We start from the raw sequence: 23,758 nt of genomic DNA on the forward strand, positions 1-23,758 counted from the left end.
CATCGACAGGTCGTCAAGCGCGCGTGCCGGCCTTCGTGGCCAGCAGCGCGTCGTCGGCGATCGCCAGCAGGCGGCTGCCGCTCTGCCCGGTGGCGTGCTCGGCGGTGCCGATCGTGATGCCGATGGCCGTGCCGTCGGGGGCAAAGCAGCGGGCCGCGATGGCCATCGCGACGCGGGCGGCCACTTCCTGGGCCTCGGCGAGATCGGCCTCGGCCAGCAGGATCACGAACTCGTCACCGCCCCACCGGAAGCAGCTGTCGGGCGCGCGGACGACGTCGCGCATGACGGCGGCGACGTGCTGCAGGATGCGATCGCCGCCGTGGTGGCCGAAGCGGTCGTTGATCTGCTTGAAGTTGTCCAGGTCGCCCACGAGCGCCGCCAACGGGCGGGCGGTGCGGGCGGCCAGCGCCACCTGGGCGACGAGCGCTTCGTCCAGCGCGCGGCGGTTGCCCAGACCGGTGAGCGCGTCGACGCGGGCGAGCTCGTCGGCCTCGACGCGCTCGTCGACCAGCGTGCGGCGGATGCGCCGCATCCGCTCGGCATGGATCGCGCACACGCAGGCCAGCGTCCAGACGATCCCGATCGTCGCGATGTCCTGCACCACCACACTCGCATGGGTGCTGTAGAGGCTCGGCAGGAAGACGACCGTGGCATCGACGCCGGCGATGACAGCCAGGCGCAGCGGCGGTAGGACGGTCGCCGACCACAGCACGGAGAGGATCAGCAGCTGGGCGTAGGCGGGCTCGCCGTCGGTGAGCCACTGCAGCGCGGCCAGCATGACCGGCCCAGACAGCCCGGTGGCCATCAGCTGGTTGGTGCGCATCGTGCGCCGGTTGAGGATCATCGCCAGCCCGCTCACGAACGAGAGCAGGATGAGCATCGCGGCCGGCAGCCAACCGCCGTGGCCGGGCGCGTCCGGCGGGTCGAAGGTCAGCATCACGGCCGCCAGGACGCCGGCGCAGCAGAACAGGAATCCCGCCAGGTGGCCGGCGCGACGCTGATCGATCAGCGCGTAGTGGTCTGGGGCCTCACGAAGGGCCCGGACAGCCTGTCGCGCGCGTGTGCGGGCAGGGGGCGTGAGCAAGCGGGTTGCCACGTCCCGGATGGTCGGCATCCCAGGACGGTCCTGAAGGTCCGCGGACGACGGGTGGCGGATGCGTGGACGATCCGTCTATACTCGGTGTCGTTGACTTGCATCACGACATGGTCGGCGCCGCGGTCTTGATGACCCGCCGACAGAACAGCTAGTGCCGGTTCCGAGACGGTTCGACCGGCGCCCGCCCGAGCGGGACACGACGCGCGTCAACGAGCGCATCCGTGTACCCGAAGTCCGGGTCATTGGCGATGACGGCCAGCAGATCGGCGTCATGAAGACCGATGAGGCCCTGCGCTACGCGCAGGAGCGTGATCTCGATCTGGTCGAGGTGGCCGCCGAAGCGCGTCCGCCCGTCTGCCGGGTCCTGGACTATTCGAAGTACAAGTACGAGCAGGCCCAGAAGGTCAAGGCCGCCAAGAAGCACCAGCAGCAGATCGTCATCCGGGAGATCAAGTTCCGGCCGAAGATCGCGCAGCACGACTACGACACCAAGAAGGGTCACGTCGAGCGGTTCCTGCGCCACAAGGACAAGGTGAAGATCACCATCATGTTCCGTGGCCGCGAGGTGACGCACCCCGAGCGGGGGCGCATGATCCTGGACCGTCTGGCCGAGGAGCTCGCCGAGCTTGCGATCATCGAGCAGCGTCCGAACCTGGACGGTCGCAACATGACGATGATGCTCGGTCCCTCCAAGGCCGTGCTCGCCGGCACGATCGACGGCGGCACGGCGCCGCCGGCTGAGGCAGAGGCCGAAGCACCGGAGAACGGTGAGTCCGAGGCCGCCACGGCCCCGACCGAAGCCGCCGCTGCCGAGGTCACCGAAGAAGAAGCTCCCGTCGAGGCTGCACCCGCGGCTGCCGACGACGAAGCGCCCGCCGCTTCCTAGCGGCGACGACGCTCAGCTTGCAGCGAGCCCGAGGCGGTGTGCGACTGCCGCCGCCTCGGTTCGACTGCGCACGTCCAGCTTGGCCAGAATCCGCGAGACGTGGACGCTGGCCGTCTTCTCGGCCATGAAGAGCTCGGCGCCGATCTCGCGGTTGGTCGCGCCGCGCGCGACGAGCGTGAGGACCTGCCGCTCGCGCGGCGTGAGGCCGAAGGGGTCGAGGTCGTCCTGGGCGTCCGGCGGTGCACCGCCGGCGGCGCTCGCGCCGTTGCCATCGGGCTCCAGCGTCAGCCGTGCCCGCGCGATCAACCCCTCCAGCTCATCGACCAGCCAGACCGCGCCGATCCGCCGCGCGCCCGCCAGCGCGATCCCCGCCGCCTCGGCCGCGCTGTCGCGTCGCCCGCGCGCCAGGCACGCCTCGGCCGCGTGGCGCTGTGCGGCGGCGACCAGCAGCGGCCGCTCGCGCGCCGTCCACGCATCGGCCGCGGCGCTCCATGCCTCGCCCGGATCGTCGCCGGTCGCGCGCAGATGGTGGGCGACCGCCGTGGCCGCGTAGGCCGTCTCCATCGGTCGTCCCGCCGCCGCGGCGGCTTGCGCGCGCGAGAGCATGATCGCGGCGCGGGCGATCGCGTCGGTCTCTGCGTCGGCGTCGCCGAGGTCGCGCGCCCGCTGGGCCAGGTCGGCCTCGATCGCCACGCCCGTGGCGGCCAGCCGCGCGAGCCGGACCGTGTCGTCGCTGCAGAACTCCAGGCGCTCGAGCGCGCTCTCAACGGCCTCGCGCGCGCAGACCGGATGGCCGCTGCGGCGATCCAGCTCGGCGCGCAGCACGCCGGCGACGGCGACGAACTGCGGCTCCAACGAGTCGACCAGCAGCGCCTCGGCCTCTTCGATCGACGTCCGCGCGACCGCGTCGTCGCCCCGTCCCAGCGCCAGCTCGGCGCGGCGCAGCTCGACGTTGACGCGGCTGTTGCCGCTCGTGCGGCCCGTGGTGCGCAGGTAGGCCGCGGCGGCGTCGTACTCACCGGCGTCGATCGCCAGCTCGGCGGCGAAGGTCGGCACCCACGCGCCGCCCGGCACGTTGCCGTGAATCGCCGTCATCGCCTCGTCGATGACGGCCTTGGCCTCGGCCGGCCGGCCGGACAGGTGCAGGGCGTCGGCGAGGTTGACGTAGGAGACTGACAGCAGGACGTAGTCGTTCTTGGCCCGTGCGATCGCCGCCGCCTCGCGCAGGTTGGCCACGCCGCCCTCGTGATCGTCGGTCATGATCTGCGCGAGCCCGAAGTTGTTATAGGTCTCGCAGCGGAGGATCTCACCGTCGTGGGTGTCGGGCAGCTGGGGGAGGACCTCCTCGGCGAGCGCGATCGTCTCGGCGTAGCGCGACTGCAGCGTCGCGAGCTTCATGCGCGAGATCGTCAGGCTGATGCGCTGGGTCTGCGGCGCGTCGTCGGCGAGCAGCCGGCGGGCGAGATCGAGCGACTTGCGGCTGGCCTCCCCGCGGCCCAGGCCCCATTCGGCCATGGCGCGCTGCTGCAAGAGCAGCGGGACGCGGCGGTCGTCGGTGTCGGCCGCGCGCGCCTCGCGCAGCGCCTGGTTGAGGAGCGTGACGCGCCGCGCGTCGTCGGTGTTGCGGTGCGCGCGGGCGGTGCGCACTAGCAGGTCGATGTGGTCGAGGTGGTCGCCGTCGGTCAGCGCGTCAGGCTCGACGACGCGCTCCCAGAGCTCCAGCGCGCGCTCCAGCAGCTGGGCGGCGTCGGCTTCTGCGTGGGCGGCGGTTGCCGCGTCGGCCGCGCGGATCGCCGAGCGCAGCGCCTCGGGCTGGTCGCCGGAGCGGTGGAAGTGGTGGGCGATGGCCGACGCGAGCCCAGGGCCGCCGTCGCCGGGCAGCCGCGCTTCTAGAGCACGGGCGACCGCGCGGTGCAGCTCAGAGCGCTCGCCGGGGAGCAGGTCGTCGTAGACGACCTCGCGCAGCAGCACGTGGCGGAAGGTGTAGCGGTCGCTGTCGTCGACGGCGACGACGTGGCCGGCGATGGCGTCGCGCAGCGCCGTGCGCAGCGCGGTGTCGTCGAGGACCTCGAGCTCTTCCAGGAGCGCGTGGTCGGCGGGCTGGGCGACCGAGAGCGTGCGGACGACCTCTTGGGCCGATTGCGGCAGCCGCTCGACGCGGACCATCAGCGCGTCGCTGAGGCTTGGCGGCAACGGTCCGGGCCCGGCGGCCAGCAGCTCCTCGATGAAGAGCGCGTTGCCGTCGCTGCGGCGCACCAGCCGGTCGACCTGCTCGGGTGACGGCTCGTGGCCGGTGACCTCGTGGGCCATCGCCTTGATGTCGGCCGGCAGCAGCCCCCGGAGCTCGATCCGGCGCGCCTGGGGCGTGCGCTCCAGGACGGCGAGCAGCGGACGCAGCGGATGGCGGCGGTGCAGCTCGTCGGGGCGGTAGCTGAGGGCGATCAGGACGCGCTCGTCGGCGAGGTTGCGGCCGAGGAAGGAGAGGAAGTCGCGGGTCGAGCGGTCGGCCCAGTGGACGTCTTCGATGATCAGGACGACGGGCGCGTCGCGGCTGAGGCGGTCGATGGCGGTCAGCAGCGCCTCGAAGAGCCGCGACTGGGCTTGGCCGTCGGACTCGTTGCGCTGGTGATCGCCGGCGCTTGAGCCGTCGTTGCCATCGCCATTTGCCAGGCCTGGCAGCAGCGCGGCCAGCTCGTGGCGCGCGGCCGCTGGAAGCTCCAGCAGCGCTGGGTCCTCGGCGCGGACCAGCGGCCGCAGCGCGCCGACCAGCGGCGCATAAGGCAGCTCGCCGTCGCCGAGCTCGACGCACTCGCCGCTGAGCACGCGCGCGCCGTCCTCACGCGCTTGGCGTGCCAGCTCGCTCAGCAGTCGCGACTTCCCGACACCGGACTCGCCGGCCACGAACGCCAGCGTTGGACGGCACGCGTCGGCCTCGCGCACGGCCTCCACGAGCGTCGCGAGCTCGTCGTCGCGGCCGATCAGGCGGCTGCTGATGGTGGAGGCGGCCACATCGCTAGCCTACGGGGCGAGCCAGACCGCGCGTTCGCGCATGTCCTACTACACTGGCTCGCTCCGCCATGCCGAAGATGAAGACCCATTCGGGCGCCAAGAAGCGCTTCAAGCTGACCGCCAAGGGCAAGGTCAAGGCTCGTCACGCCTTCACGAGCCACATCCTCGAGAAGAAGTCGCCGAAGCACAAGCGGCACCTCGGCAAGGATTTCGTCCTGTCGCCCCATGACCAGCCGCGCGTCAAGACCCTCTTGGGAGCGAAGAAGAAGTGACCCGCGTCAAGCGCTCCGTCAACGCCAAGAAGAAGCGTCGCAAGACGCTGGAGCTCACCAAGGGCTTCCGCGGCGAGGCGAACTCCAACTACAAGCGCGCGAAGGAGGCCTTGACCAAGGCCGACTCCTACGCGTACCGCGACCGCCGCAACCGCAAGCGCGACTTCCGCCGCCTGTGGATCACGCGCATCAACGCGGCCGCGCGGTTGAACGGCCTCTCCTACGGCGAGTTCATCCACGGCCTCAAGCTGGCCGAGATCGACCTGGACCGCAAGGTCCTGGCCGACATCGCCGTGCGCGATCCCGAGACGTTCCGACGCTTTGCCGAAGCCGCCCGTGAGGCGTCGGCAGCCGCTGCGTAGCGACTCCGCCGACATCAAGCCTTACAGGGCGCCGCTCCTCTCCAGGACGGCGCCCTTTCTTTTGCCCGTTTGCCCGCCAGACCGTGATCACCTCCCACCACAACCCGCTCTTGAAGGACATCCGCCGCCTTGCCGCGCGGCGCGAGCGCGGGCGGTTCGTGGCCGAGGGCGAGGATCTGCTGGCGGCGGCTGAGCAAGCGGGTTGGAGCCCGGTCCATCTCCTGCGTGCGGGCGTGGAGGTCAGCGAGGACGCGCTGGCCAAGGTGTCGTCCTTGGGCTCGGGCACGCGCGCGCTGGCGGTCTTCGAGGAGCGTTGGGCGCCGGCACCTGTCGGGCCGCTGTGCGTCGCGCTGTGGGGCGTCAAGGACCCCGGCAACGTCGGCACCGTGCTGCGCGCGGCGCTGGCCTTCGGCGTCGACTCGGTGGTCCTCGGACCCGGCACCGCCGACCCTTATGGGCCCAAGGCGGTGCGGGCGTCGATGGGCGCGATCTTCGCGGTCTCGGTTGCGCGCGCGGCGTCGATCGAGGAGCTGCCGGGCGTGCGCATCGCGCTGGACGCGCGGCGGGGGGAGCCGCTGCGGGGGCCGGCCGGAGGAGACGTCTCGCTGGTGGTCGGTGCTGAGCGTGCCGGTCTGGCACAGGATGTCCTGGACGCCTGCGACCGTGCCGCCCACATTCCGATCGCCAACGAGTCGTTGAACGCCGCGATGGCCGCCACGCTGGCGGTCTATGAGTTGACTAGGGTCACGGACCCGGAGGCCCCGTGCTGACACGCATCGAAGAGATCCACGACGAGGGCCTCGCCGCGATCGACGCGGCGGCCTCGACCGAGCAGCTGGAAGAGCTGCGGGTGCGGCTGCTCGGGCGCAAGGCCGAGCTGCCGAACCTGCTGCGCGGCGTCGGCGAGCTGGAGCCCGCTGAGCGCGGTCAGGTCGGCAAGCGCGCCAACGAGGTCCGCAAGGCGCTGGAGGCGCGGCTGAGCGCGGCCGTCGAGCGCCTCGATGCCTCTGAGCTCGACGCCAAGCTGATCACCGACCGCGTCGACGTCACGCTGCCCGGCGACCCGCTGCAGCCGGTCGGCCGGCTGCACCTCATCACCCAGACGTGGCGGGAGCTCGAGGACGTCTTCGTCGGCCTCGGCTTCACGGTCATGGAGGGCAACGAGGTCGAGACCGTCCGCTACAACTTCGACGCGCTCAACCACGATCCGACGCACCCGGCGCGCGGCAAGACCGACACCTTCTACGTCACCGACGACACCGTCCTGCGCACGCACACCTCGCCGATGCAAGTGCGCGCGATGGAGGCGCACCCGCCGCCGCTGTATGTCGTCATTCCCGGGCGCGTGTACCGCAGGGACAGCGATGCGACGCACACCCCGCAGTTCCATCAAGTCGAAGGCCTTGCGGTCGACGAGGACATCACCCTGGCCGACCTGAAGGGCACGCTGCTGGAGTTCTCTCGCGCGATCTTCGGCGATGAGCGCGACGTGCGCCTGCGCGGCCACTTCTTCCCGTTCACCGAACCGTCGGTCGAGGTCGACGTCTCGTGCTTCAACTGCAACAACGGCTGGATGAAGGACGGCTCACGCTGCCCGCTGTGTCGCGGCGAGGGCTGGATCGAGATCCTGGGCGCCGGTGAGGTGGACCCCAACGTGTACTCCTACGTCGATGACGACCGCTATGACCCCGAGAAGGTCCAGGGCTTCGCCTGGGGGATGGGGATCGAGCGCATCGCCTTCCTCAAGCACGGCGTGAGCGACCTGCGGTTGTTCTATGAGAACGACCTGCGCTTCCTGGAGCAGTTCGGATGAGGGTCCCGTACTCCTGGTTGCGCGAGTACTGCGCGCCGGACATCACGCTGGAGGCGCTCGAGCAGCGGCTGACGCTGTCGGGCACCAAGGTGGAGGCCATCCACCATCACGGCGTCGGTTCGGCTGAGGGCTTTGTCGTCGGCAAGGTGCTGACCTGCGGCAAGCACCCGGATGCCGACCGGCTGAACGTCACGACGGTCGACGTGGGCGATGGCGAAGCGCCCCAGCAGATCGTCTGTGGTGCGCCGAATGTGGCTGCTGGACAGACGGTCGCCGTGGCGCGGCCCGGCGCGACGATGCCCGACGGCATGAAGCTCAAGAAGGCCAAGCTGCGCGGCGTCGAGTCGCTGGGGATGATCCTGTCTGAGGACGAGGTCGGCCTGGCGAGCGACCGCGCAGGCGGGATCATGGTGCTCGACGACGCGCTGACCGCTGGCACGCCGCTGGTCGATGTGCTGCCGATCTTCGACGAGGTCATCGAGTTCGAGATCACGCCGAACCGACCTGATTGCCTTGGCATCTACGGGCTGGCGCGCGAGGTGCACGCCGCGACCGAGGCGCCGCTGGCGCCGGCGCCGTGGGCCGATGACCTCGGCACGCCCGGGTACGTCCCGGGCGCGCACATCCGGATCGAGGCGCCGGATCTGTGCCCGCGCTTCACCGCGCGCGTCTTCGAGAACGTCACGATCGGGCCCTCGCCACGTTGGCTGAAGGCGCGCCTGATCGCCGCCGGCATGCGGCCGATCAGCAACGTCGTCGACATCACCAACTACGTGATGCTGCTCACCGGCCACCCGCTGCACGCGTTCGACCTCGACAAGGTCGCGGGCGGCGAGCTCACCGTGCGGCGCGCGACCGACGGCGAGCAGGTCGAGACGCTCGACGGCCAGACGCGGACGCTCGACAGCGAGATGCTGGTCATCGAGGACGCTGACGGCCCGACGTCGATCGCCGGCGTCATGGGCGGCGCGCGCTCCGAGGTGCAGGACGGCACCACGCGTGTGCTGATGGAGGTCGCCTCCTGGATCGGCCCCAACATCCATCGCACCTCCAACATCCTGGGGTTGCGCAGCGAGGCCTCCGGGCGCTTCGAGAAGGGCCTGGCGCCCGAGCAGGCGATGGACGCGCAGACCGCCGCGACCAAGTTGATGATCGAGCTGACGGGCGCGACGGTGGCCGGCGGCACGATCGACGCCGGGCCGTTCGCGGCCGAGCCGTGGCCGGACGCGACGATCCGCTTGCGCGAGCAGAAGGTCGCCGCGCTGCTGGGTCTCGTCATTCCGCGCGCGCGCCAGTGGCAGACGCTCATCGCGCTGGGCTTCGGCGTGGTTGATGCCGCCGACGGGCTCGACGTCACGGTGCCGGGCTTCCGGCGCAACGACGTGACGCGCGAGGCCGATCTCGTCGAGGAGGTCGGACGCTTTGACCTCGACAAGCTCCCGGCGACGCTGCCCAAGCGGCGCGGCACCGCGGGGCGGATGTCGAGCGAGCAGCGGCTGCGCCGGCGCGCGGTCGATGCGCTGATCGGGCGCGGCGCGTATGAGATCGTCGGCTGGAGCTTTACCGAGCCGGGCGTCGCCGATCGCTTGCGGTTGCCGGAGGACGATCCGCGTCGCAAGTTCGTCGCGTTGCAGAACCCGATGAGCGAGGATCACTCGGTCCTGCGCACGATGGTGCTCGGGTCGCTGCTGGATGCGACCAAGCACAACGTCGCGCGCGGCAACGCGGACTTGCGGCTCATCGAGCAGGGCGCGGTGTACCTGGCCCGCCCACCCGCCGAAGGTGAAGAGCTGCCTCACGAGCATCGCGCGCTCGGCGCCGTCCTGCACGGGCGGATGAGCGCGCCGTCGTGGGGTGACCCGGTCCCACCCACCCCGCCGAAACCGGTGGACTTCTTCGCGGCCAAGGGCCTGCTCGCCGCGACGCTCGACACGTTGCGCGTCGACTGGTCGGTACGGGCGGCGGCCCAGCCGTTCCTGCATCCCGGCCGTAGCGCCGAGGTCTTGGCTGGCGATGAGGTCATCGGCTGGGTCGGCGAGTTGCACCCGCTCGTGGCCCGGGCCTGGGAGCTCGACGGCGCGGTCGCTGGGTTCGAGCTGGACCTCGACCGCACCGTCGCCCACGCCGTGGCGGTCCCGTACTTCCGCGACCTGCCGAGCTTCCCGCCCGTGCGGCAGGACCTGGCGGTCATCGTCGCCGAGGATGTGGCGGCCGACGAGGTATTGACCGCAGTCCGCGGCGCAGGCGGCAAGCTGCTGCAGGCAGTCCGCGTCTTCGATGTCTACCGCGGTGCCCAGGTCGGCGACGGGCGCAAGTCGCTCGCGCTGGCGCTGACCTTCCAGGCGCCGGACCGCACGCTGTCAGACGAGGACGTCGCGCCGGTGCGCGACAAGGTCGTCGCGGCGCTGGGCAAGCAGGTTGGAGGTGAGCTTCGTGGATAGCGACGGCCCTTCCGTCCTCGTCGCGGGCGCGTCCGGCTTCGCCGGCGCATTGGCCGCACGACTCATCGACCGCCACCCGCACTTCCGGCTCTCGGCGATCACGTCGCGCTCGGATGCCGGCACGCCGCTCAACGCGCTCTACCCGCACCATCGCGTGCCGCTCGTGCTCGAGGAGCTCGACCTCGATCTCGACCGCCATGGCGAGGTCGATGCCGCGATCGTCGCCTACCCGCACGGGGCTTCGGCACCGCTGGTGGCCGAGCTGCTGGAGGGAGGGATCAAGGTGGTGGACTTGAGCGCCGACTTCCGGCTGCGCGATCTCAAGGTCTATGAGGAGTACTACGTCCCGCACGCGCATCCGGAGCTGCTGGCCGAGGCGGTCTACGGGCTCCCGGAGCTCTATCGCGCGGCCATTGCCGAGACCGATCTGGTCGCCGGCCCCGGCTGCTACCCGACCGCGGCGATCCTGACGCTGGCGCCGCTGGCGCGCGCCGGCCTCATCGACGACGTGATCATCGACGCGAAGTCCGGCGTCAGCGGCGCGGGGCGTGCCGCGACGCAGAAGACGCACTTCGTCACCGTCGACGAGAACGTCGTGCCCTACGGCGTCGGCACGCACCGCCACGCGCCGGAGATCGACCAGGAGCTGGCGGTGCTCGGCGCCGACGTCGCCGTGACCTTCACCCCGCATCTGCTCCCGCTCGATCAGGGCGAGCTGGTCTCCTGCTACGTGACGACCACCGACGTGGAGGCCGGCGATGTCGTCTCGCTCTACGAGGAGGCTTACGCCGCCGAGCCGTTCATCGATGTCGTCACGCGCCCGCCGGGCGTGCGCGACGTGCGCGAGACGAACATCTGCTCGATCAACGTCCAGACCGATCCGCGGACCGGCAAGGTGTTGGCCTTCGGGGCGATCGACAACCTGTGGAAGGGCACGTCGGCGCAAGCGGTCCAGTCGTTGAACCTCATGTTCGGCTTCGACGAGACGGAGGGTCTGCTGTGACCACGCCGCAAGCCCCGACCACCTTCTTCCGCTCCCGCTGGGTCGACGTCCCCGACGGCGTCCGCGAGGTCCCGGGGGCGCCACTGCCGCAGGGCTTTCGCGCCGCCGGTGCGGCGGCGGGGATCAAGCCGTCCGGCGGCCTCGACGTGGGGTTGTTGGTGTCCGACAGCGAAGAGACCACGAGCGCCGCGCGCTTCACGCGCTCCGGCACCGCGGCGCCGCCCGTGCTCGTCACGCGCGACCGTGCGCGGTTAAACGCGCTCAAGGCCATTGCCGTCAACTCGGGCAACGCCAACGCCGCCACCGGCGGCCGCGGCATGGACGAGGCAGCCAGGATGCAGGGCGCCGGGGCGATGATGGGGCGGACCACGGAGGATCGCGTCGCGGTTTGCTCGACCGGCGTCATCGGCGTGCAGCTCGACGGCCACAAGGTCGTCCGCGGGCTGCTGGAGGCCGGCAAGGCGCTCGCGCCCGAGGGCATCGACGACTTCCAGCAGTCGATCATGACCACCGACTTGTTCGAGAAGCGCGGGACGATCGAGATCGACCTCCCGGGCGGAACGGTTCGTCTCGCGGCGCAATCGAAGGGCGCGGGGATGATCCAGCCGTCCTTCGCCACCATGTTGTGCTTCATCGAGACCGACGCGATCGTCGCTGCCGAGACCGCAGAGCTGCTGCTGGGCGTCTGCGTCAAGCGCTCGTTCGATCGGATTACGGTCGACGGGCAGCTGTCGACCAACGACACCGCGATCCTGCTCTGTGGCGGCGCGTCGGGCATCGAGGTCGAACCGGAGTCCGAGGGCGAGCTGCTTTTCGGCCAGGCGCTCGATGCGCTGCTGCGCCAGTTGGCGATCGACATCTGCCGCGACGGCGAGGGGGCCCAGCGGGTGGGGCGCGTCACCGTGCGCGGTGGTCACGGGCCCAACGTCGAGCGCGTCGGCCGTGCCATCGCCAACTCGCCGCTGGTCAAGACGGCGCTTTACGGCGGCGACCCAAACTGGGGCCGGATCGCGCAGGCCATCGGCCTCGCGTTGCCCGATACCGCGCCGTTGGCCTATGACATCGCGATCGAGGGCGTGCAGGTCTGCGTCGCGGGCAACGCGGTCGGCCACGACGAGGACGACATCAAGGCGCGCGTCGCGCGTGAGGAGGTCGAGTACGCCATCGGCCTGCCCGGCGACGGCTTCGAGACCGAGGTCTTCTTCAGCGATCTCGGCCACGAGTACATCACCATCAACGCCGAGTACACCACCTAGGTTCAGGCTCCCCATGCGCGACGTCAGCACGCTCCTCGAAGCCCTCCCGTACATCCGTGAGTTCCACGGGCGCACCGTCGTCATCAAGTACGGCGGCGCGGCGATGGAGGACCCCGCGTTGCGCGAGGACTTCGCGCGCGACGTCGTCCTGCTCAAGTATGTGGGGATGAACCCGGTGGTCGTCCACGGTGGCGGCCCGGACATCACCGCCTACATGGAGCGCCTGAACATCCCGGTCGAGTTCGTCGGTGGCCTGCGCGTCTCCAGTGCGGAGACGGTGGAGATCGCCAAGATGGTGTTGATCGGCAAGGTCAACAAGGACATCGTGGGTCGCATCAACCGTCATGGACAGGAGGCGATCGGCCTCAGCGGTGACGATGGGCGGCTGTTCGTCTGCGAGCGTGCGTCGGCGCCAGGTGGGGAGGATGTGGGCTTCGTGGGGCGCATCACGCGGGTCAACGTCGACGTGCTGCACCACATCGCCGACGACTACATCCCCGTGATCGCCTCGGTCGGCTCCGACCGCGACGGCAACTCCTACAACATCAACGCGGACGAGGCGGCAGGCGCGGTCGCACGCCATCTGAAGGCCTACAAGGTGCTCTTCCTCACCGACGTGTCGGGGTGGCTGCGCGACCCGTCCAATCCCCTGTCGCGCATCTCGCAGGCCAGCGCCGACGAGGTCGAGGAGGCGCTCGAGCACGTCGCCGGCGGCATGCGGCCCAAGCTGGCGGCCTGCGTCGACGCGATCCACGGTGGCGTCACCGCGGCCCACATCGTCGACGGGCGCGTGCCGCACTCGATCATGTTGGAGCTGTTCACCGACGAGGGCATCGGGACGAAGATTCGGGCGGCATCGTGAGCGCCGAGACCGCCTTTGACGACAGCGGGCTCGTCCCCGCCTACGCGCGCCAGCCGATCCAGTTTGTCCGCGGCCAGGGCGCGCGGCTCTGGGATGCCGATGGCGTCGAGTACCTCGACCTCCAGACCGGGCTGGCCGTCAACTCGGTCGGGCACGCGCACCCGGCGGTCGTCAAGGCGATCACCGAGCAGGCCGCGGCGCTGATCCACGTCGGCAACCTCTTCCACAGTGCCCCTGGCGCCGAGCTGGCGACGCGCCTGGCGCAGTCCTCGCTCGGTGGCCGCGTGCACTTCGCCAACTCCGGGACCGAGGCCAACGAGGCCGCGATCAAGATGGCGCGCAAGGCCAAGCGTGGCGGTGACGTCGTCTCGGTCCACCGTGGCTTTCACGGTCGGACCTACGGCTCGCTGAGCGCGACGCCCCAAGAGGCCAAGCAGGCGCCGTTCGCGCCGCTCGTTCCCGGCTTCTTCGCGGTTTCTCCGACCGTCGAAGCCCTCACAGCAGCGATTGATGCGCAGACCGCCGCGGTGATCCTCGAGCCGATCCAGGGCGAGAGCGGCGTCTACGTCTTGGACGACGAGGTGCTGCGGGCTGCGCGGGAGGCCTGCGACCACCACGGCGCCGCGCTGATCTTCGACGAGGTCCAGGTCGGCCTCGGCCGGACCGGCACGCTCTGGGCCTACGAGCACTCCGGGGTCGTGCCCGATCTCATGACGGTGGCCAAGGCGCTGGGCGGCGGGCTGCCGATCGGCGCGCTGATCACCAACGAGCGCTTCGCCGAGGGCTTCGAGCCCGGCGACCACGGCTCGACCTTCGCCGGCGGGCCCGTGCAGTGCGCTGCGGGGCTCGCGGTCCTGGATGTCGTCAGCGATCCGGATCTCCTCGCGCGTGTGCGGGAAACTGGCGAGCGCGTCGGCCATTTGCTGGCCGAGTTGCCGGGCGTCGTCGAGGTCCGCGGGCGCGGCTTCATGCTCGCCGCCGAGTTGGACCCCGCGCGCGCCGAGCCCGCCACCGAGCTGGTCGGCCGCGCGCTGCGCGACGAGCGGCTGGTGCTCAACGCGACCGGGCCGACCACGCTGCGCCTGCTTCCTTCTTTGACCATCACCGACGCAGAGCTGGACGAGGCCCTCGCCCGGCTCGCGCGTCTCCTCGACCCCCAAGAGAGCCGATGACCGACGATCAGCTGCTGCACCCCCACGAGCCTGCCGCCTCCTACCTGGCCCGCCCCGACCAGGTCGGCCGTGTCTGCCTGTTGTACTCCGGCGGCCTGGACACGAGCGTCATGCTCAAGTGGATCCAGGATCAGTACGACGCCGAGGTGGTCGCCTTGACCATCAACTTGGGTCAGCCTGGCGAGGACTACGACATCGTTCGCGAGAAGGCGCTGCGCCTGGGCGCGATCGACGCCCGCGTGATCGACGCGCGCGAGGAGTTCGCCAACGACTTCATCGTCCCGGCGATCAAGGCCAATGCCATCTACGGGCTGAGCTACCCGTTGTTCACCGCCTTGGGCCGGCCGCTGATCGCCAAGATCGCCGTCGACATCGCGCGCGAGACCGGCTGCGACACGATCGCCCACGGCTGCACCGGCAAGGGCAACGATCAGGTGCGCATCGACGGCACGGTCGCGACGCTGGCGCCGGAGCTGAAGATCATCGCGCCGGTCCGCGACTGGAAGATGGGCCGCGAGGAGGAGATCGCCTACGCGCGCGAGCACAACATCCCCGTCAAGGGCGGGACCGAGACGGCGCCGTACTCGATCGACGACAACATCTGGGGCCGCTCGTCGGAGGGCAAGTGGATCGAGGATCTGTCGCACGCTCCCGATGACGACGTCTTCCAGCTGGTCACGCGCCCCGAGGAGGCGCCTGATGAGTCCGAGATCGTCACGATCACCTTCGAGGAGGGCCGCCCGGTCGCGGTCAACGGCGAGGCGCTGGGCATCGTCGAGCTGTTGGACAAGGTCGGCGCGTTGGGCATGAAGCACGGCGTCGGCATCGTCGACCACATCGAGGACCGGATCGTCGGCCTGAAGGTCCGCGACATCTACGAGGTCCCGGCCGCGGCGATCCTGCTCCCCGCGCACGCCGAGCTCGAGCGGCTGGTCGGCACGATCCACCAGAACCGCTTCAAGCCCTCGCTGGATCAGCAGTGGGCCTACCTCGTCTACGCGGGTCTGTGGTGGGAGCCGCTGCGGACCGACATCGACGCCTACATCAACGAGGTCAACCGCCAGGTGACCGGCACGATCGGCCTCAAGCTCTACAAGGGCATGGCGCGCGTGGTGACGCGTGAGTCGCCCAACGCGGTCTACGACGCGTCGCTGGCCTCGTTCAACGAGTCCGGCGGGCTCTTCTCCCAGCAGGCGTCGCCGGGCTTCATCGAGCTGTGGTCGCTGCAGTCGCGGCTGGCTTGGCGTCTGCGCAACGAGAAGCGCGGGTAGACCGGTCCGACAATGGGCTACAAGATCCTCGGTTACGTCGTCTGGCACGGCGGCAAGTGGTACATGAAGAGTCGGCTTCGCCTGCTGGTCTCACGCAAGGCGCTGGCGGCGGGTGCCGTCGGCGCTGGCATCACGGTGCTCGTGGTGCGCGGGAGTCGCGCCACGCAGCGCCCGTAGTCGTTCGGGGGCGAATTCGTCCGGACGGGGGCCTAGTCTCCCGCCCGGATGTCCCAGCCTCCTCCCGAGAGCGGCAACGTCGTCGACCCCGACGTCCTGGCCGCGCGGCGCGCCCGCCGCGCCGAGGTCAGCGAGGACGCGTCGCTGGAGCTGCGGCTCTTCGAGGCGGATCGTCGGCTGGGGGAAGTCGCGGCCGAGCGCGATGCGCTGCGGGCGCAGATCGAGGGTTTTGAGCGCGACCTGCGCGGCACGCGCCAGCGCGAGTGGTCTGAGCAGCAGCAACGGCTGGAGGCTCAGGGCGAGGCGGCCGCGGCGCGCGATCTCGCGGGCGCCCAGCTCGCCGAGCTTCGCGAGCGGCTGGCCGAAGCCGAGGCGGAGCTGGCGACCGTCGCCGCCGAGCGCGAGCGGGCGCGCACCGCGCTGCAGGATGAGCGGCTGCGCGCGACGGCCGAGCGCGAGCGGCGCGAGGCGCTGGAGCGTGAAGGCGTGCTGCTGCGCGCCGAGCTCGTCCGGCGCGAGGAGCTGACCGAGGCGGCGGCGGATGCCGTGGCGCAGGCGCGGCGCGAGCTGGCGGCGGGGCGCGCGTCGGTCGCCGACGCGGCGTCGCTGGAGCACCGGCTGGCGGTCGAGCGGCGCGAGTTCGCGGATCGGGTTGTCGCCGTCGAGCGCGCCGTTGCCGCGGTGCGCGAGCGGCTCGGCTCCGCGGCGCGCGTGCTGCGCGAGCGGCTGGAGGCCGAGCGTGGCGCGCGGTTGGCCGCCGAGGCGGCGCTGGGCGCCGAGCGCACGGCGCGGATCGCGGCCGACGCGGCGGTCGAGGGCGCGGCGGCGCGGGCGAGCATCGCCGAGGGGCGCGCCGCGGAGCTTGCCGGTGAGCGCGACGCGGCCATACGCGCTGTGGCGCAGGAGCGCGCGCGGGTCGGCGAGCTCGAGCGCGCGCTGGCGGCGCGCGTGGAGGTCGAGGCGCAGCTGCGCCGGGCGCTCGACGCTGTCAACGGTGAGCTGTCGGCGGTGCGTGCGGGCGACGGCGAGCGTGCGGCCAAGCTGGCGGCGCGCGTGGAGTCGGTGGTCGCGTTGGCGACCGGGCTGCGCGACGGCGTGCGCCGCGAGCTGGGCGCCGAGCAGGACGCGCTGACCGCGTCGCTGGCGGCCATGCAGGAGCGCGTGGCCGAGCTGCAGGCCGGCGTCGAGGAGGCCACGTCGCTGCGCGAGGAGCTGGAGGCCGAGCGCGCCGCGCGCTGGGTCGCCGAGGCCGAGCTGGACGCCGAGCGCCGCCGCGGCGACGAGGACCGCGCCGCGCGGGCGTTCGCCGAGCAGCGGCTGGCCGACGTGGAGGCAGAGCTGGAGGAGCTGCGCGCGCAGCCGCGTCCATCCGTGGCCGCGGCGCCGGACCCCACGGCGCTCGCCTCGCTGCGCGCGGCACTGGAGCATCTGCAGGCACCGGCCGCGGGGGAGACGAAGGGCGACGCACCCGCGACGCCCTCTCTCGGTCTCGATCTCGCCGCCGCCGCCGAGCGCCTTCGCGCGACCGTCGCCGCCACCGAGGAGTCCGCGTCGGAGGCTGAGGTCGAGCCCGCAGCCGAGCCCGAGGCTCATGAGACGCCCGCGTTCGACGCGTTCGCACCCACGTCGGCCGCTCCCGAGCCACCAGTTGCAACCGCGCCTGAGACGGCGCGGGTCGAGGTCGCACCAGCGGTGTCGAGGGACGATGCATGGTCGGTGAGCGACCAGGAATCGTCCCTCGACGCGCCGGTGGTGTCAGAGGCGCCGGAGCCGACCGATGCGCCGGACGTGGAGGTCGTGCCCACCGCGCGTCAGCCGCTCGCCGCGCGCGAGCCGATCACCAACCCCGGCCCATGGCTGCGTGACGCCCTGAAGGGGCTCGCCGTCGATGAGCCCGACATCGCCGAGCTGCTCGTCGTCTCGCTGCTGTCGGCCCAGGCCGGGCTGGTCAAGGACGAGCTGACCTACGAGCTGGCCGTGCAGGGCGGCACGACGCACCGCGTCGTCGTCGACCCCGATCGCGTGCGCGTGGAGCTGCCGGGCTCCGGACCGGCCGCGGTGCGCGTGGCTGGTCCGCTCGCCGCGCTCGTCCCGCTCGTCGCCGGCGGCGCGGGCATCGCCGGCCGGCGGCTGCCGGGCGCGCGCATCGACGGCCGCCGTCAGCTGCGCCCGCTGCTCAGGGCGCGCCGCGCGCCGATCGGCCTCTCCGAGCTGGCCGCCGCCGACATCGCGCCGTCGCCGGGTCTGCTGCTCACCGTCCTGGCCCGGGCCGTCGATCCGAGCTGGATCGCCCGCCCGATCACCGTGGACATCGCCTCCGAGGGCTCGGACCGCTGGCGCGTCGTGGCCTCCGGCAACGGTCCGTTGGCGATCGTCCCCGCCGCAGAGGACGCCGGCCCGTCCACCAGGCCGGCCCCTTCGGCCGTCCTGCACACCTCCGCGCACCGCCTCGCCGCCGTCCTCGCGGGGACCGCCGCACCCGGCGACGCCTACGTCGAGGGCGACGTCCGCGACGTCCGCACGCTGCTCTCCTGGCTTGACCGCGCGCAGCGCCACCAGCCCTGAGTGCCGTCCTGCAGTATCGAAATCCGCACCTTGCGGGGAGCCTGTGCGAGCCACCATCGCACCCCACCTCGCTGTCCGATCCGCCACCTATCCTCGACCTCTGCCCGTGAGCCAGTCGCCCGCCGTCCATCTGCACGTCCACTCCGAGTACTCGCTGCTGGATGGCGCGTGCAACATCAAGGCGCTCGCCAAACGCGCCGCCGAGTTCGGCCAGCCCGCACTGGGCCTCACCGACCACGGCGTGATGAACGGCGCGGTCGAGATGTACAAGGCCTGCAAGGACGAGGGCGTCAAGCCGATCCTCGGCTGCGAGATCTATCTCGTCGACGACCACGCCAACCGTGCGCCCGGTCGCGTCGAGCGCAACCACCTCACGCTGCTGGCCGCCAACGAGACCGGCTACCGCAACCTCGTCAAGCTCTCCAGCGCCGGCTTCCTCGAGGGCCTGCATCGCGGCAAGCCGTCACTCGACATGGCCCAGCTCGCCGCCCATGCCGACGGCGTCATCGCGCTGACCGGCTGCCTGGCCGGTCGCTTCTGCCAGCGCCTGATCGCCGACAACCCGGCCGAGGCGCGCGCGCACATCGACGATCTGCTCCAGGTCTTCGGCCCCGAGGACGTCTACTACGAGGTCCAGAAGAACGGCATCGCCGACCAGGACAAGGCCAACGAGGGCATCGTCAAGATCGCCCGCGAGCTCGGCGGCAAGCTCGTCGGCACCGGCGACGTCCACTACCTCCGCCGCGAGGACTACCACCACCACACGGCGCTCCTGTGCGTGCAGACGAAATCCACGCTCGCCGCGCCGAAGATGACCTTCGACACCAACGAGTTCTACCTGCGCTCGTCGGAGGAGATGGTCGAGAAGTTCGCCGAATGGCCTGACGCGATCCCGAACACCCTCGAGGTCGCCGAGCGCTGCAACGTCGAGATCGCCCTCAACCAGCAGCTGATCCCGCGCTTCCTGCCCGAGGGCGAGGACGAGAAGGCCTACCTCCGCGCTCGCGTCGAGGAGGGCATGCACGCCCGCTACGGCCTGCCGCTGCCGGCCGAGGCCGTCGAGCGCATGGAGTTCGAGCTCGGCGTCATCGACTCGATGGGCTTCAATGCCTACTTCTTGATCGTGTGGGACTTCGTCAAGTGGGCGAAGGAGCACGGCATCGCGGTCGGCCCGGGCCGCGGCTCGGCGGCCGGCTCGATCATCGCCTACACCTTGCGGATCACCGACCTCGATCCGCTGCGCTACGACCTGCTCTTCGAGCGCTTCCTCAACCCCGAGCGCGTGTCGATGCCCGACATCGACATCGACTTCTCCGTCCGCGGCCGCGAGCGCGTGATGCAGTATGTGGTCGAGAAGTACGGCCGCGAGTCGGTCGCGCAGATCATCACCTTCGGCAAGATGTTCCCGCGCGCCGCGACGCGCGACGCCGCGCGCGTCCTCGGCCACGAGTACGGCCAGGGCGACAAGCTCGCCAAGCTGATCCCGGACCCGATCATGGGCCGCTCGCCGAGCTTCGAGGACTGCCTCAAGGAGGGCGAGCCGCTCCGCGTCGAGTACGACAAGGACCCGATCGCCAAGCAGATCGTCGACGTCGCCAAGGGCCTCGAGGGGATCGTCCGCAACAACTCGATCCACGCGGCCGCGGTCGTCATCGCGGGCATGCCGTTGACCGACATCGTGCCGCTGCAGCTGGCCGACGCCAACGAGACCGACGCGTCGGGCAACAAGATCTACCGGCAGGTCACGCAGTTCTCGATGAAGCCCGTCGAGGAGCTTGGCCTGCTCAAGATGGACTTCCTGGGTCTGCGCAACCTCGACGTCATCGAGGACGCGCTGGACATCATCGGCCGCTCGACCGGTGAGCGGCCCGACATGACCAAGCTGCCGCTCGACGACGAGAAGACCTATGAGATGCTCGCCGCCGGCGACTCCGTGGGCGTCTTCCAGTTCGAGTCAGAAGGCATGCAGGAGGCGCTGCGCAAGGTCAAGCCGACGGAGTTCGACGACCTCGTCGCGCTCGTGTCGCTCTACCGCCCGGGCGCCATGGAGCAGATCCCGACCTACGCGCGCGGCAAGCGCAACCCGGATCTGGTCTCGATCGCCGACGAGCGCCTGGAGCCGATCATCGGCCCCACGTACGGGGTCATCCTGTACCAGGAGCAGTCGATGCTGATCTCCAAGGAGCTGGCGGGCTTCAGCGGCGCGCAGGCCGACGACCTCCGCAAGGCGATCGGCAAGAAGAACCGCGAGGCGATGGCCAAGCTGGAGCCGATGTTCCGCGCCGGCGCCGCCAAGAACGGTGTCGCGCAGTCGACCATCGACTGGCTCTGGGCGACCAACCAGAAGTCCGCCGACTACTCCTTCAACAAGTCCCACGCGGCGTGCTACGCGCTGATCTCCTACCGCACGGCCTGGCTGAAGGCCAACTACTGCGCGGAGTACATGGCCGCGCTGATCTCCTCGGTGATGGATACCAAGGACAAGGTCCCGTTCTTCGTCGGCCACGCCGAGCAGATGGGGATCTCGATTCTGCCGCCCGACGTCAACCTCTCAGACCACGAGTTCGTCGTCGTCGACGGCAACATCCGCTTCGGGCTCGATGCCGTCAAGGGCGTCGGGTTTGCGGCGGTTGAGGCGATCAAGCGGGCGCGCGGTGACTATGACCCGCCCGCCAGACCCTTCCGCGACCTGTGGGACTTCTGCGCGCGCGTCGACGGCCGCGCGGTCAACAAGAAGGCGATCGAGGCGCTCGTCAAGTGCGGCGCGTTCGGATCGACCGGCGCCTCGCGCAAGGGGATGTTGATGGTGCTCGAGCAGGCTCAGGGCGCGGGCCAGAAGGCGCAGCAGGACGCCCTGATCGGCCAGGGCTCGATCTTCGATCTCGGCGACCTGGGCGGGGCAGACACCGGCGCGGGAGCGATGACGGTTCCCAGTCACGCCCCGATCCCGATGATCGAGTTCGATCGCCACGAGATGCTCGCCGCCGAGAAGGAGTCGATCGGCCTCTTCATCTCCGCCCACCCGCTCAAGGACGTCAGGGCCGCGATGCGGGAGAAGGTCGACTGCTCGCTCGGCGAGCTCTCCGCGCGCCGCGACGGCGACTGGGTGACGGTCGGCGGGATGATCACCGAGACCAAGCGGATCCGCACCAAGAAGGGCGATCCGATGATGTTCGCGACGCTTGACGACCTCGAGACGTCGCTCGAGATGATCGTATTCGGCAAGCCGCTGCTCGCCTGCGAGGAGGCGCTTGCGCCGGACTCGATCGTGCTCGTCCGCGGCCGGGTTGACCACAAGGACCGTGAGAAGACGTGCCTGATCGTCCAGCAGGCCGACCGCTTCCAGCCGACCGAAGAAGAGGTCGCGGAGGCGCAAGAGCGCGAGGCCGTGGCTCCGTCCGGCCCCGATGCGCTGCGGCTGCGGCTCGACGCCAACGCGCTTCCAGCCTCGGTGCTCGGCGAGCTGCGCGAGCTGCTCACGGGCTTCCCCGGCGAGTCGGAGGTCGTGATCGAGCTGCGCACGTCGATCGGGGAGCGCCGCCTGAAGCTGGGCACCCAGTTCCGGGTGGAGCGCAATGCGAGCCTGCACGCCGAGCTGGATCAGCTGCTCGGGGCCGCGATCCTCGCCGAGGAGCGGATCGAGGCGGTACAGGCGCCGGCCAGCGTCGCCTGAGGGGTACCCTCCCCAACATGGAGAATCCCGATGGCATGGGTGCCGGGATGACCCCGGACGACGTCGACAGTCCACGCTCGTCCCCGACCGGGTTCGTGATCACGGTCGTGGTGCTCCTCGTGATCGGGTGCGCCGCGCTGTTCATCCCCTCGACGCACACGATCCAGGTGATCGGGTTCGCGATCGTCACCTTGGTCGCGATCGTCTGCCTGATCGAGTTTCGGCCCAAGCGCCCTGGTGGCCGCCGGATACCGCTTCGGATGCGCACCAACTACCTGCCGGGGACCGGACGCGTGGTGCGTCCCGATTGGAGCGAGGAGCCGGGTCCGGGTGACCAACCGGAGTCGCCGCCCCGGAGTCGGCGCCCCGGTCGCGGCGCGTAGGCACCGGGATCGCTCCCCGGGCACACCGGCGCATGGCGGGTTATGCACCCTGTCGCGACCCGGGAACCGCCGCCGTCCGTCCCTTCAATGGGCCGTTGCCGTTCGGCCGTCGGTCAGCCGCTGAGCCAGGGCCCGTGCCAGCCGCCGAACCCAGCCACCAGCTCGTCCGCCGCCTTCGGGCCCCACGATCCCTTCCGATAGGCCTGCACCCTCGGCGGTGACTGCAGCAGCGGCTGCACGATGCGCCAGGTCTCCTCAACTCCGTCCTGCCGCGTGAAGTGGGTGCTGTCGCCGATCAGCGCGGCGTGCAGCAGCACCTCGTACGGCGTGGCGCCCTCGCCGCCCTCCTGTGAGAACTCCATGTCCAGCTCGATCGCGCTGGCGCCGGCCTGGTCGGCGCGCTGGGCGTCCAGCACCAAACGGATGCCGGTGCGGGGGTCGATCCTGAACACGATCTCGTTGGGCTGGGGCCGGCGCCGGCTCGAGCTGAGGAAGTGGACCTTCGGCGGTTGCTTGAACAGCAGCCGCAGCTCGGTCTGGGTGACCGGCAGCTGCTTGCCGGTGCGGATGAAGAACGGGACGCCGGCCCAGCGCCAGTTGTCGACCTCGAGCCTCAGCGCGGCGAACGTCTCGGTCGTCGAGTTGCGTCGCACGCCGTCGATCTCGCGGTAGCCCTCGTACTGGCCCCTGACGTAGTTGGCGGGGTCGGCCTCCGGCATCGCCCTGAACACCGACGCCTTGGCGTCCTTGATTAGATCGGGGTCGCCGCTCGACGGCGGCTCCATCGCCGCGCTTGCCAGCAGCTGGAGCAGGTGGTTGACGACGACGTCGCGCAGCGCTCCGACCGGGTCGTAGAAGTGCCCGCGATCCTCGACGCCGAACTTCTCGGCCATCGTGATCTGCACGCAGGCGAGATAGTTGCGGTTCCAGATCGGCTCGAGCATCGTGTTGGCGAACCGCAGGTACAGGATCTCCTCGAGACCCATCTTTCCGAGGAAGTGATCGATGCGGTACAGCTGCGACTCGTCGATGTACTTGTGCAGTCTTCTGGCCAGCGCCCTGGCCGACTTGAGGTCGTGGCCGAACGGCTTCTCGACGACCACGCGCTGCCCGTTTGACACGAGCCTCGCTTCGGCCAGGCCCTTGACCACGGTTGCGAATAGCGAGGGCGGGATCTCCAGGTAGAAGACCGGGTTCTGCTTGTCGCCCAGGGCGGCGGCCACGCGCTTGTAGGTCTCCTGATCGGCGAAGTCGCCGCTCACGTACGAGAGCCGGTTTGACAGGCGCGAGAACACCCGTTCGTCGAGCTTCTCGCCGCTCTGCCGGACGGACTCCAGTGCCCGCTCGCGCAGCTGGGCGACGTCCCAGTCGTCGACCGCGACGCCGATCACCGGGCAGTCGAGCAGCTTTCGCTTCTCCAGCCGGTAGAGCGACCGGAACGTCATCTTGCGCGCCAGATCGCCGGTGATCCCGAACACGACCAGCGCGTCGCCGCTGCGCTCGCTCATCTGGGCAGT

Annotated in this window: 18 protein-coding genes; 15 read left to right on the forward strand and 3 right to left on the reverse strand. The window is 70.6% G+C overall.

Annotated features, from left to right (window positions below):
• Positions 1–13 precede the first annotated feature (13 nt).
• The gene (locus tag VGO10_RS14170; protein WP_327469395.1) at positions 14–1,096 is read right to left on the reverse strand and encodes a GGDEF domain-containing protein; all 1,083 of its coding nucleotides are present in this window, start codon (positions 1,094–1,096) and stop codon (positions 14–16) included.
• 151 nt (positions 1,097–1,247) lie between these two features.
• Here VGO10_RS14170 and infC point away from each other — a divergent pair, with 151 nt between their 5' ends.
• On the forward strand, positions 1,248–1,982 hold the full coding sequence (infC, locus tag VGO10_RS14175) for a translation initiation factor IF-3 (RefSeq protein ID WP_327469397.1): 735 nt from the start codon (positions 1,248–1,250) through the stop codon (positions 1,980–1,982).
• Positions 1,983–1,994: 12 nt separating this feature from the next.
• Here the strand turns inward: infC and VGO10_RS14180 are convergent, their stop codons facing one another.
• Complete coding sequence (locus VGO10_RS14180; protein WP_327469399.1) at positions 1,995–4,991, reverse strand: helix-turn-helix transcriptional regulator; 2,997 nt, start codon at positions 4,989–4,991, stop codon at positions 1,995–1,997.
• 68 nt (positions 4,992–5,059) lie between these two features.
• Here VGO10_RS14180 and rpmI point away from each other — a divergent pair, with 68 nt between their 5' ends.
• The 14 genes from rpmI to VGO10_RS14250 all read left to right on the forward strand — a co-directional run bounded on the left by rpmI (position 5,060) and on the right by VGO10_RS14250 (position 22,241).
• Positions 5,060–5,263, forward strand: a complete 204-nt coding sequence (gene rpmI / locus VGO10_RS14185) for a 50S ribosomal protein L35 (protein ID WP_349258945.1) — start codon at positions 5,060–5,062, stop codon at positions 5,261–5,263.
• A complete protein-coding gene (rplT, locus tag VGO10_RS14190; protein ID WP_324333719.1) occupies positions 5,260–5,625 on the forward strand; it encodes a 50S ribosomal protein L20 in 366 nt (121 codons plus the stop codon). The genes rpmI and rplT overlap by 4 nt, the downstream gene beginning before the upstream one ends.
• An 83-nt stretch (positions 5,626–5,708) precedes the next feature.
• A complete protein-coding gene (locus tag VGO10_RS14195) occupies positions 5,709–6,395 on the forward strand; it encodes an RNA methyltransferase (RefSeq protein ID WP_327469407.1) in 687 nt (228 codons plus the stop codon).
• Positions 6,389–7,438, forward strand: a complete 1,050-nt coding sequence (gene pheS, locus VGO10_RS14200; RefSeq protein WP_327469409.1) for a phenylalanine--tRNA ligase subunit alpha — start codon at positions 6,389–6,391, stop codon at positions 7,436–7,438. The genes VGO10_RS14195 and pheS overlap by 7 nt, the downstream gene beginning before the upstream one ends.
• Positions 7,435–9,879, forward strand: coding sequence for a phenylalanine--tRNA ligase subunit beta (gene pheT, locus VGO10_RS14205; RefSeq protein WP_327469411.1), 2,445 nt, complete (start codon positions 7,435–7,437; stop codon positions 9,877–9,879). The genes pheS and pheT overlap by 4 nt, the downstream gene beginning before the upstream one ends.
• Positions 9,863–10,882, forward strand: a complete 1,020-nt coding sequence (gene argC / locus VGO10_RS14210) for an N-acetyl-gamma-glutamyl-phosphate reductase (protein ID WP_327469413.1) — start codon at positions 9,863–9,865, stop codon at positions 10,880–10,882. Before pheT ends, argC begins: the two co-directional genes overlap by 17 nt.
• Positions 10,879–12,138 (forward strand): bifunctional glutamate N-acetyltransferase/amino-acid acetyltransferase ArgJ, encoded by a 1,260-nt coding sequence (gene argJ, locus VGO10_RS14215; RefSeq protein WP_327469415.1) that lies wholly within the window; start codon positions 10,879–10,881, stop codon positions 12,136–12,138. The genes argC and argJ overlap by 4 nt, the downstream gene beginning before the upstream one ends.
• Before the next feature lie 13 nt (positions 12,139–12,151).
• Positions 12,152–13,000 (forward strand): acetylglutamate kinase, encoded by an 849-nt coding sequence (gene argB, locus VGO10_RS14220; protein ID WP_327469417.1) that lies wholly within the window; start codon positions 12,152–12,154, stop codon positions 12,998–13,000.
• Positions 12,997–14,172, forward strand: a complete 1,176-nt coding sequence (locus VGO10_RS14225) for an acetylornithine/succinylornithine family transaminase (RefSeq protein ID WP_327469419.1) — start codon at positions 12,997–12,999, stop codon at positions 14,170–14,172. The genes argB and VGO10_RS14225 overlap by 4 nt, the downstream gene beginning before the upstream one ends.
• Positions 14,169–15,443 (forward strand): argininosuccinate synthase, encoded by a 1,275-nt coding sequence (locus tag VGO10_RS14230; protein ID WP_327469421.1) that lies wholly within the window; start codon positions 14,169–14,171, stop codon positions 15,441–15,443. The genes VGO10_RS14225 and VGO10_RS14230 overlap by 4 nt, the downstream gene beginning before the upstream one ends.
• A gap of 12 nt (positions 15,444–15,455) precedes the next feature.
• On the forward strand, positions 15,456–15,620 hold the full coding sequence (locus VGO10_RS14235) for a hypothetical protein (RefSeq protein WP_327469423.1): 165 nt from the start codon (positions 15,456–15,458) through the stop codon (positions 15,618–15,620).
• 48 nt (positions 15,621–15,668) lie between these two features.
• Complete coding sequence (locus VGO10_RS14240; protein WP_327469425.1) at positions 15,669–18,185, forward strand: hypothetical protein; 2,517 nt, start codon at positions 15,669–15,671, stop codon at positions 18,183–18,185.
• A 106-nt stretch (positions 18,186–18,291) separates the two neighbouring features.
• Positions 18,292–21,858, forward strand: coding sequence for a DNA polymerase III subunit alpha (gene dnaE, locus VGO10_RS14245; protein WP_327469427.1), 3,567 nt, complete (start codon positions 18,292–18,294; stop codon positions 21,856–21,858).
• Between the two features lie 17 nt (positions 21,859–21,875).
• Positions 21,876–22,241: a hypothetical protein gene (locus VGO10_RS14250; protein ID WP_327469429.1), complete on the forward strand. Its 366-nt coding sequence runs from the start codon at positions 21,876–21,878 to the stop codon at positions 22,239–22,241.
• Between the two features lie 113 nt (positions 22,242–22,354).
• Here VGO10_RS14250 and zwf read toward each other — a convergent pair whose 3' ends face one another.
• A complete protein-coding gene (gene zwf / locus VGO10_RS14255) occupies positions 22,355–23,749 on the reverse strand; it encodes a glucose-6-phosphate dehydrogenase (protein ID WP_327469431.1) in 1,395 nt (464 codons plus the stop codon).
• Between the last annotated feature and the right edge of the window lie 9 nt (positions 23,750–23,758).

The sequence above is a fragment of the Baekduia sp. genome (assembly GCF_035996765.1).
In the GTDB taxonomy this organism is placed as follows: Bacteria; Actinomycetota; Thermoleophilia; order Solirubrobacterales; family Solirubrobacteraceae; genus Baekduia.

What these genes read in the sequence shown, in the direction of transcription:
- zwf (WP_327469431.1), bottom strand. Translation starts at nt 23,749, where the DNA reads ATGAGCGAGCGCAGCGGCGACGCGCTGGTCGTGTTCGGGATCACCGGC.
- VGO10_RS14250 (WP_327469429.1), top strand. Translation starts at nt 21,876, where the DNA reads ATGGAGAATCCCGATGGCATGGGTGCCGGGATGACCCCGGACGACGTC.
- VGO10_RS14240 (WP_327469425.1), top strand. Translation starts at nt 15,669, where the DNA reads ATGTCCCAGCCTCCTCCCGAGAGCGGCAACGTCGTCGACCCCGACGTC.
- pheT (WP_327469411.1), top strand. Translation starts at nt 7,435, where the DNA reads ATGAGGGTCCCGTACTCCTGGTTGCGCGAGTACTGCGCGCCGGACATC.
- VGO10_RS14230 (WP_327469421.1), top strand. Translation starts at nt 14,169, where the DNA reads ATGACCGACGATCAGCTGCTGCACCCCCACGAGCCTGCCGCCTCCTAC.
- rpmI (WP_349258945.1), top strand. Translation starts at nt 5,060, where the DNA reads ATGCCGAAGATGAAGACCCATTCGGGCGCCAAGAAGCGCTTCAAGCTG.
- VGO10_RS14235 (WP_327469423.1), top strand. Translation starts at nt 15,456, where the DNA reads ATGGGCTACAAGATCCTCGGTTACGTCGTCTGGCACGGCGGCAAGTGG.
- argB (WP_327469417.1), top strand. Translation starts at nt 12,152, where the DNA reads ATGCGCGACGTCAGCACGCTCCTCGAAGCCCTCCCGTACATCCGTGAG.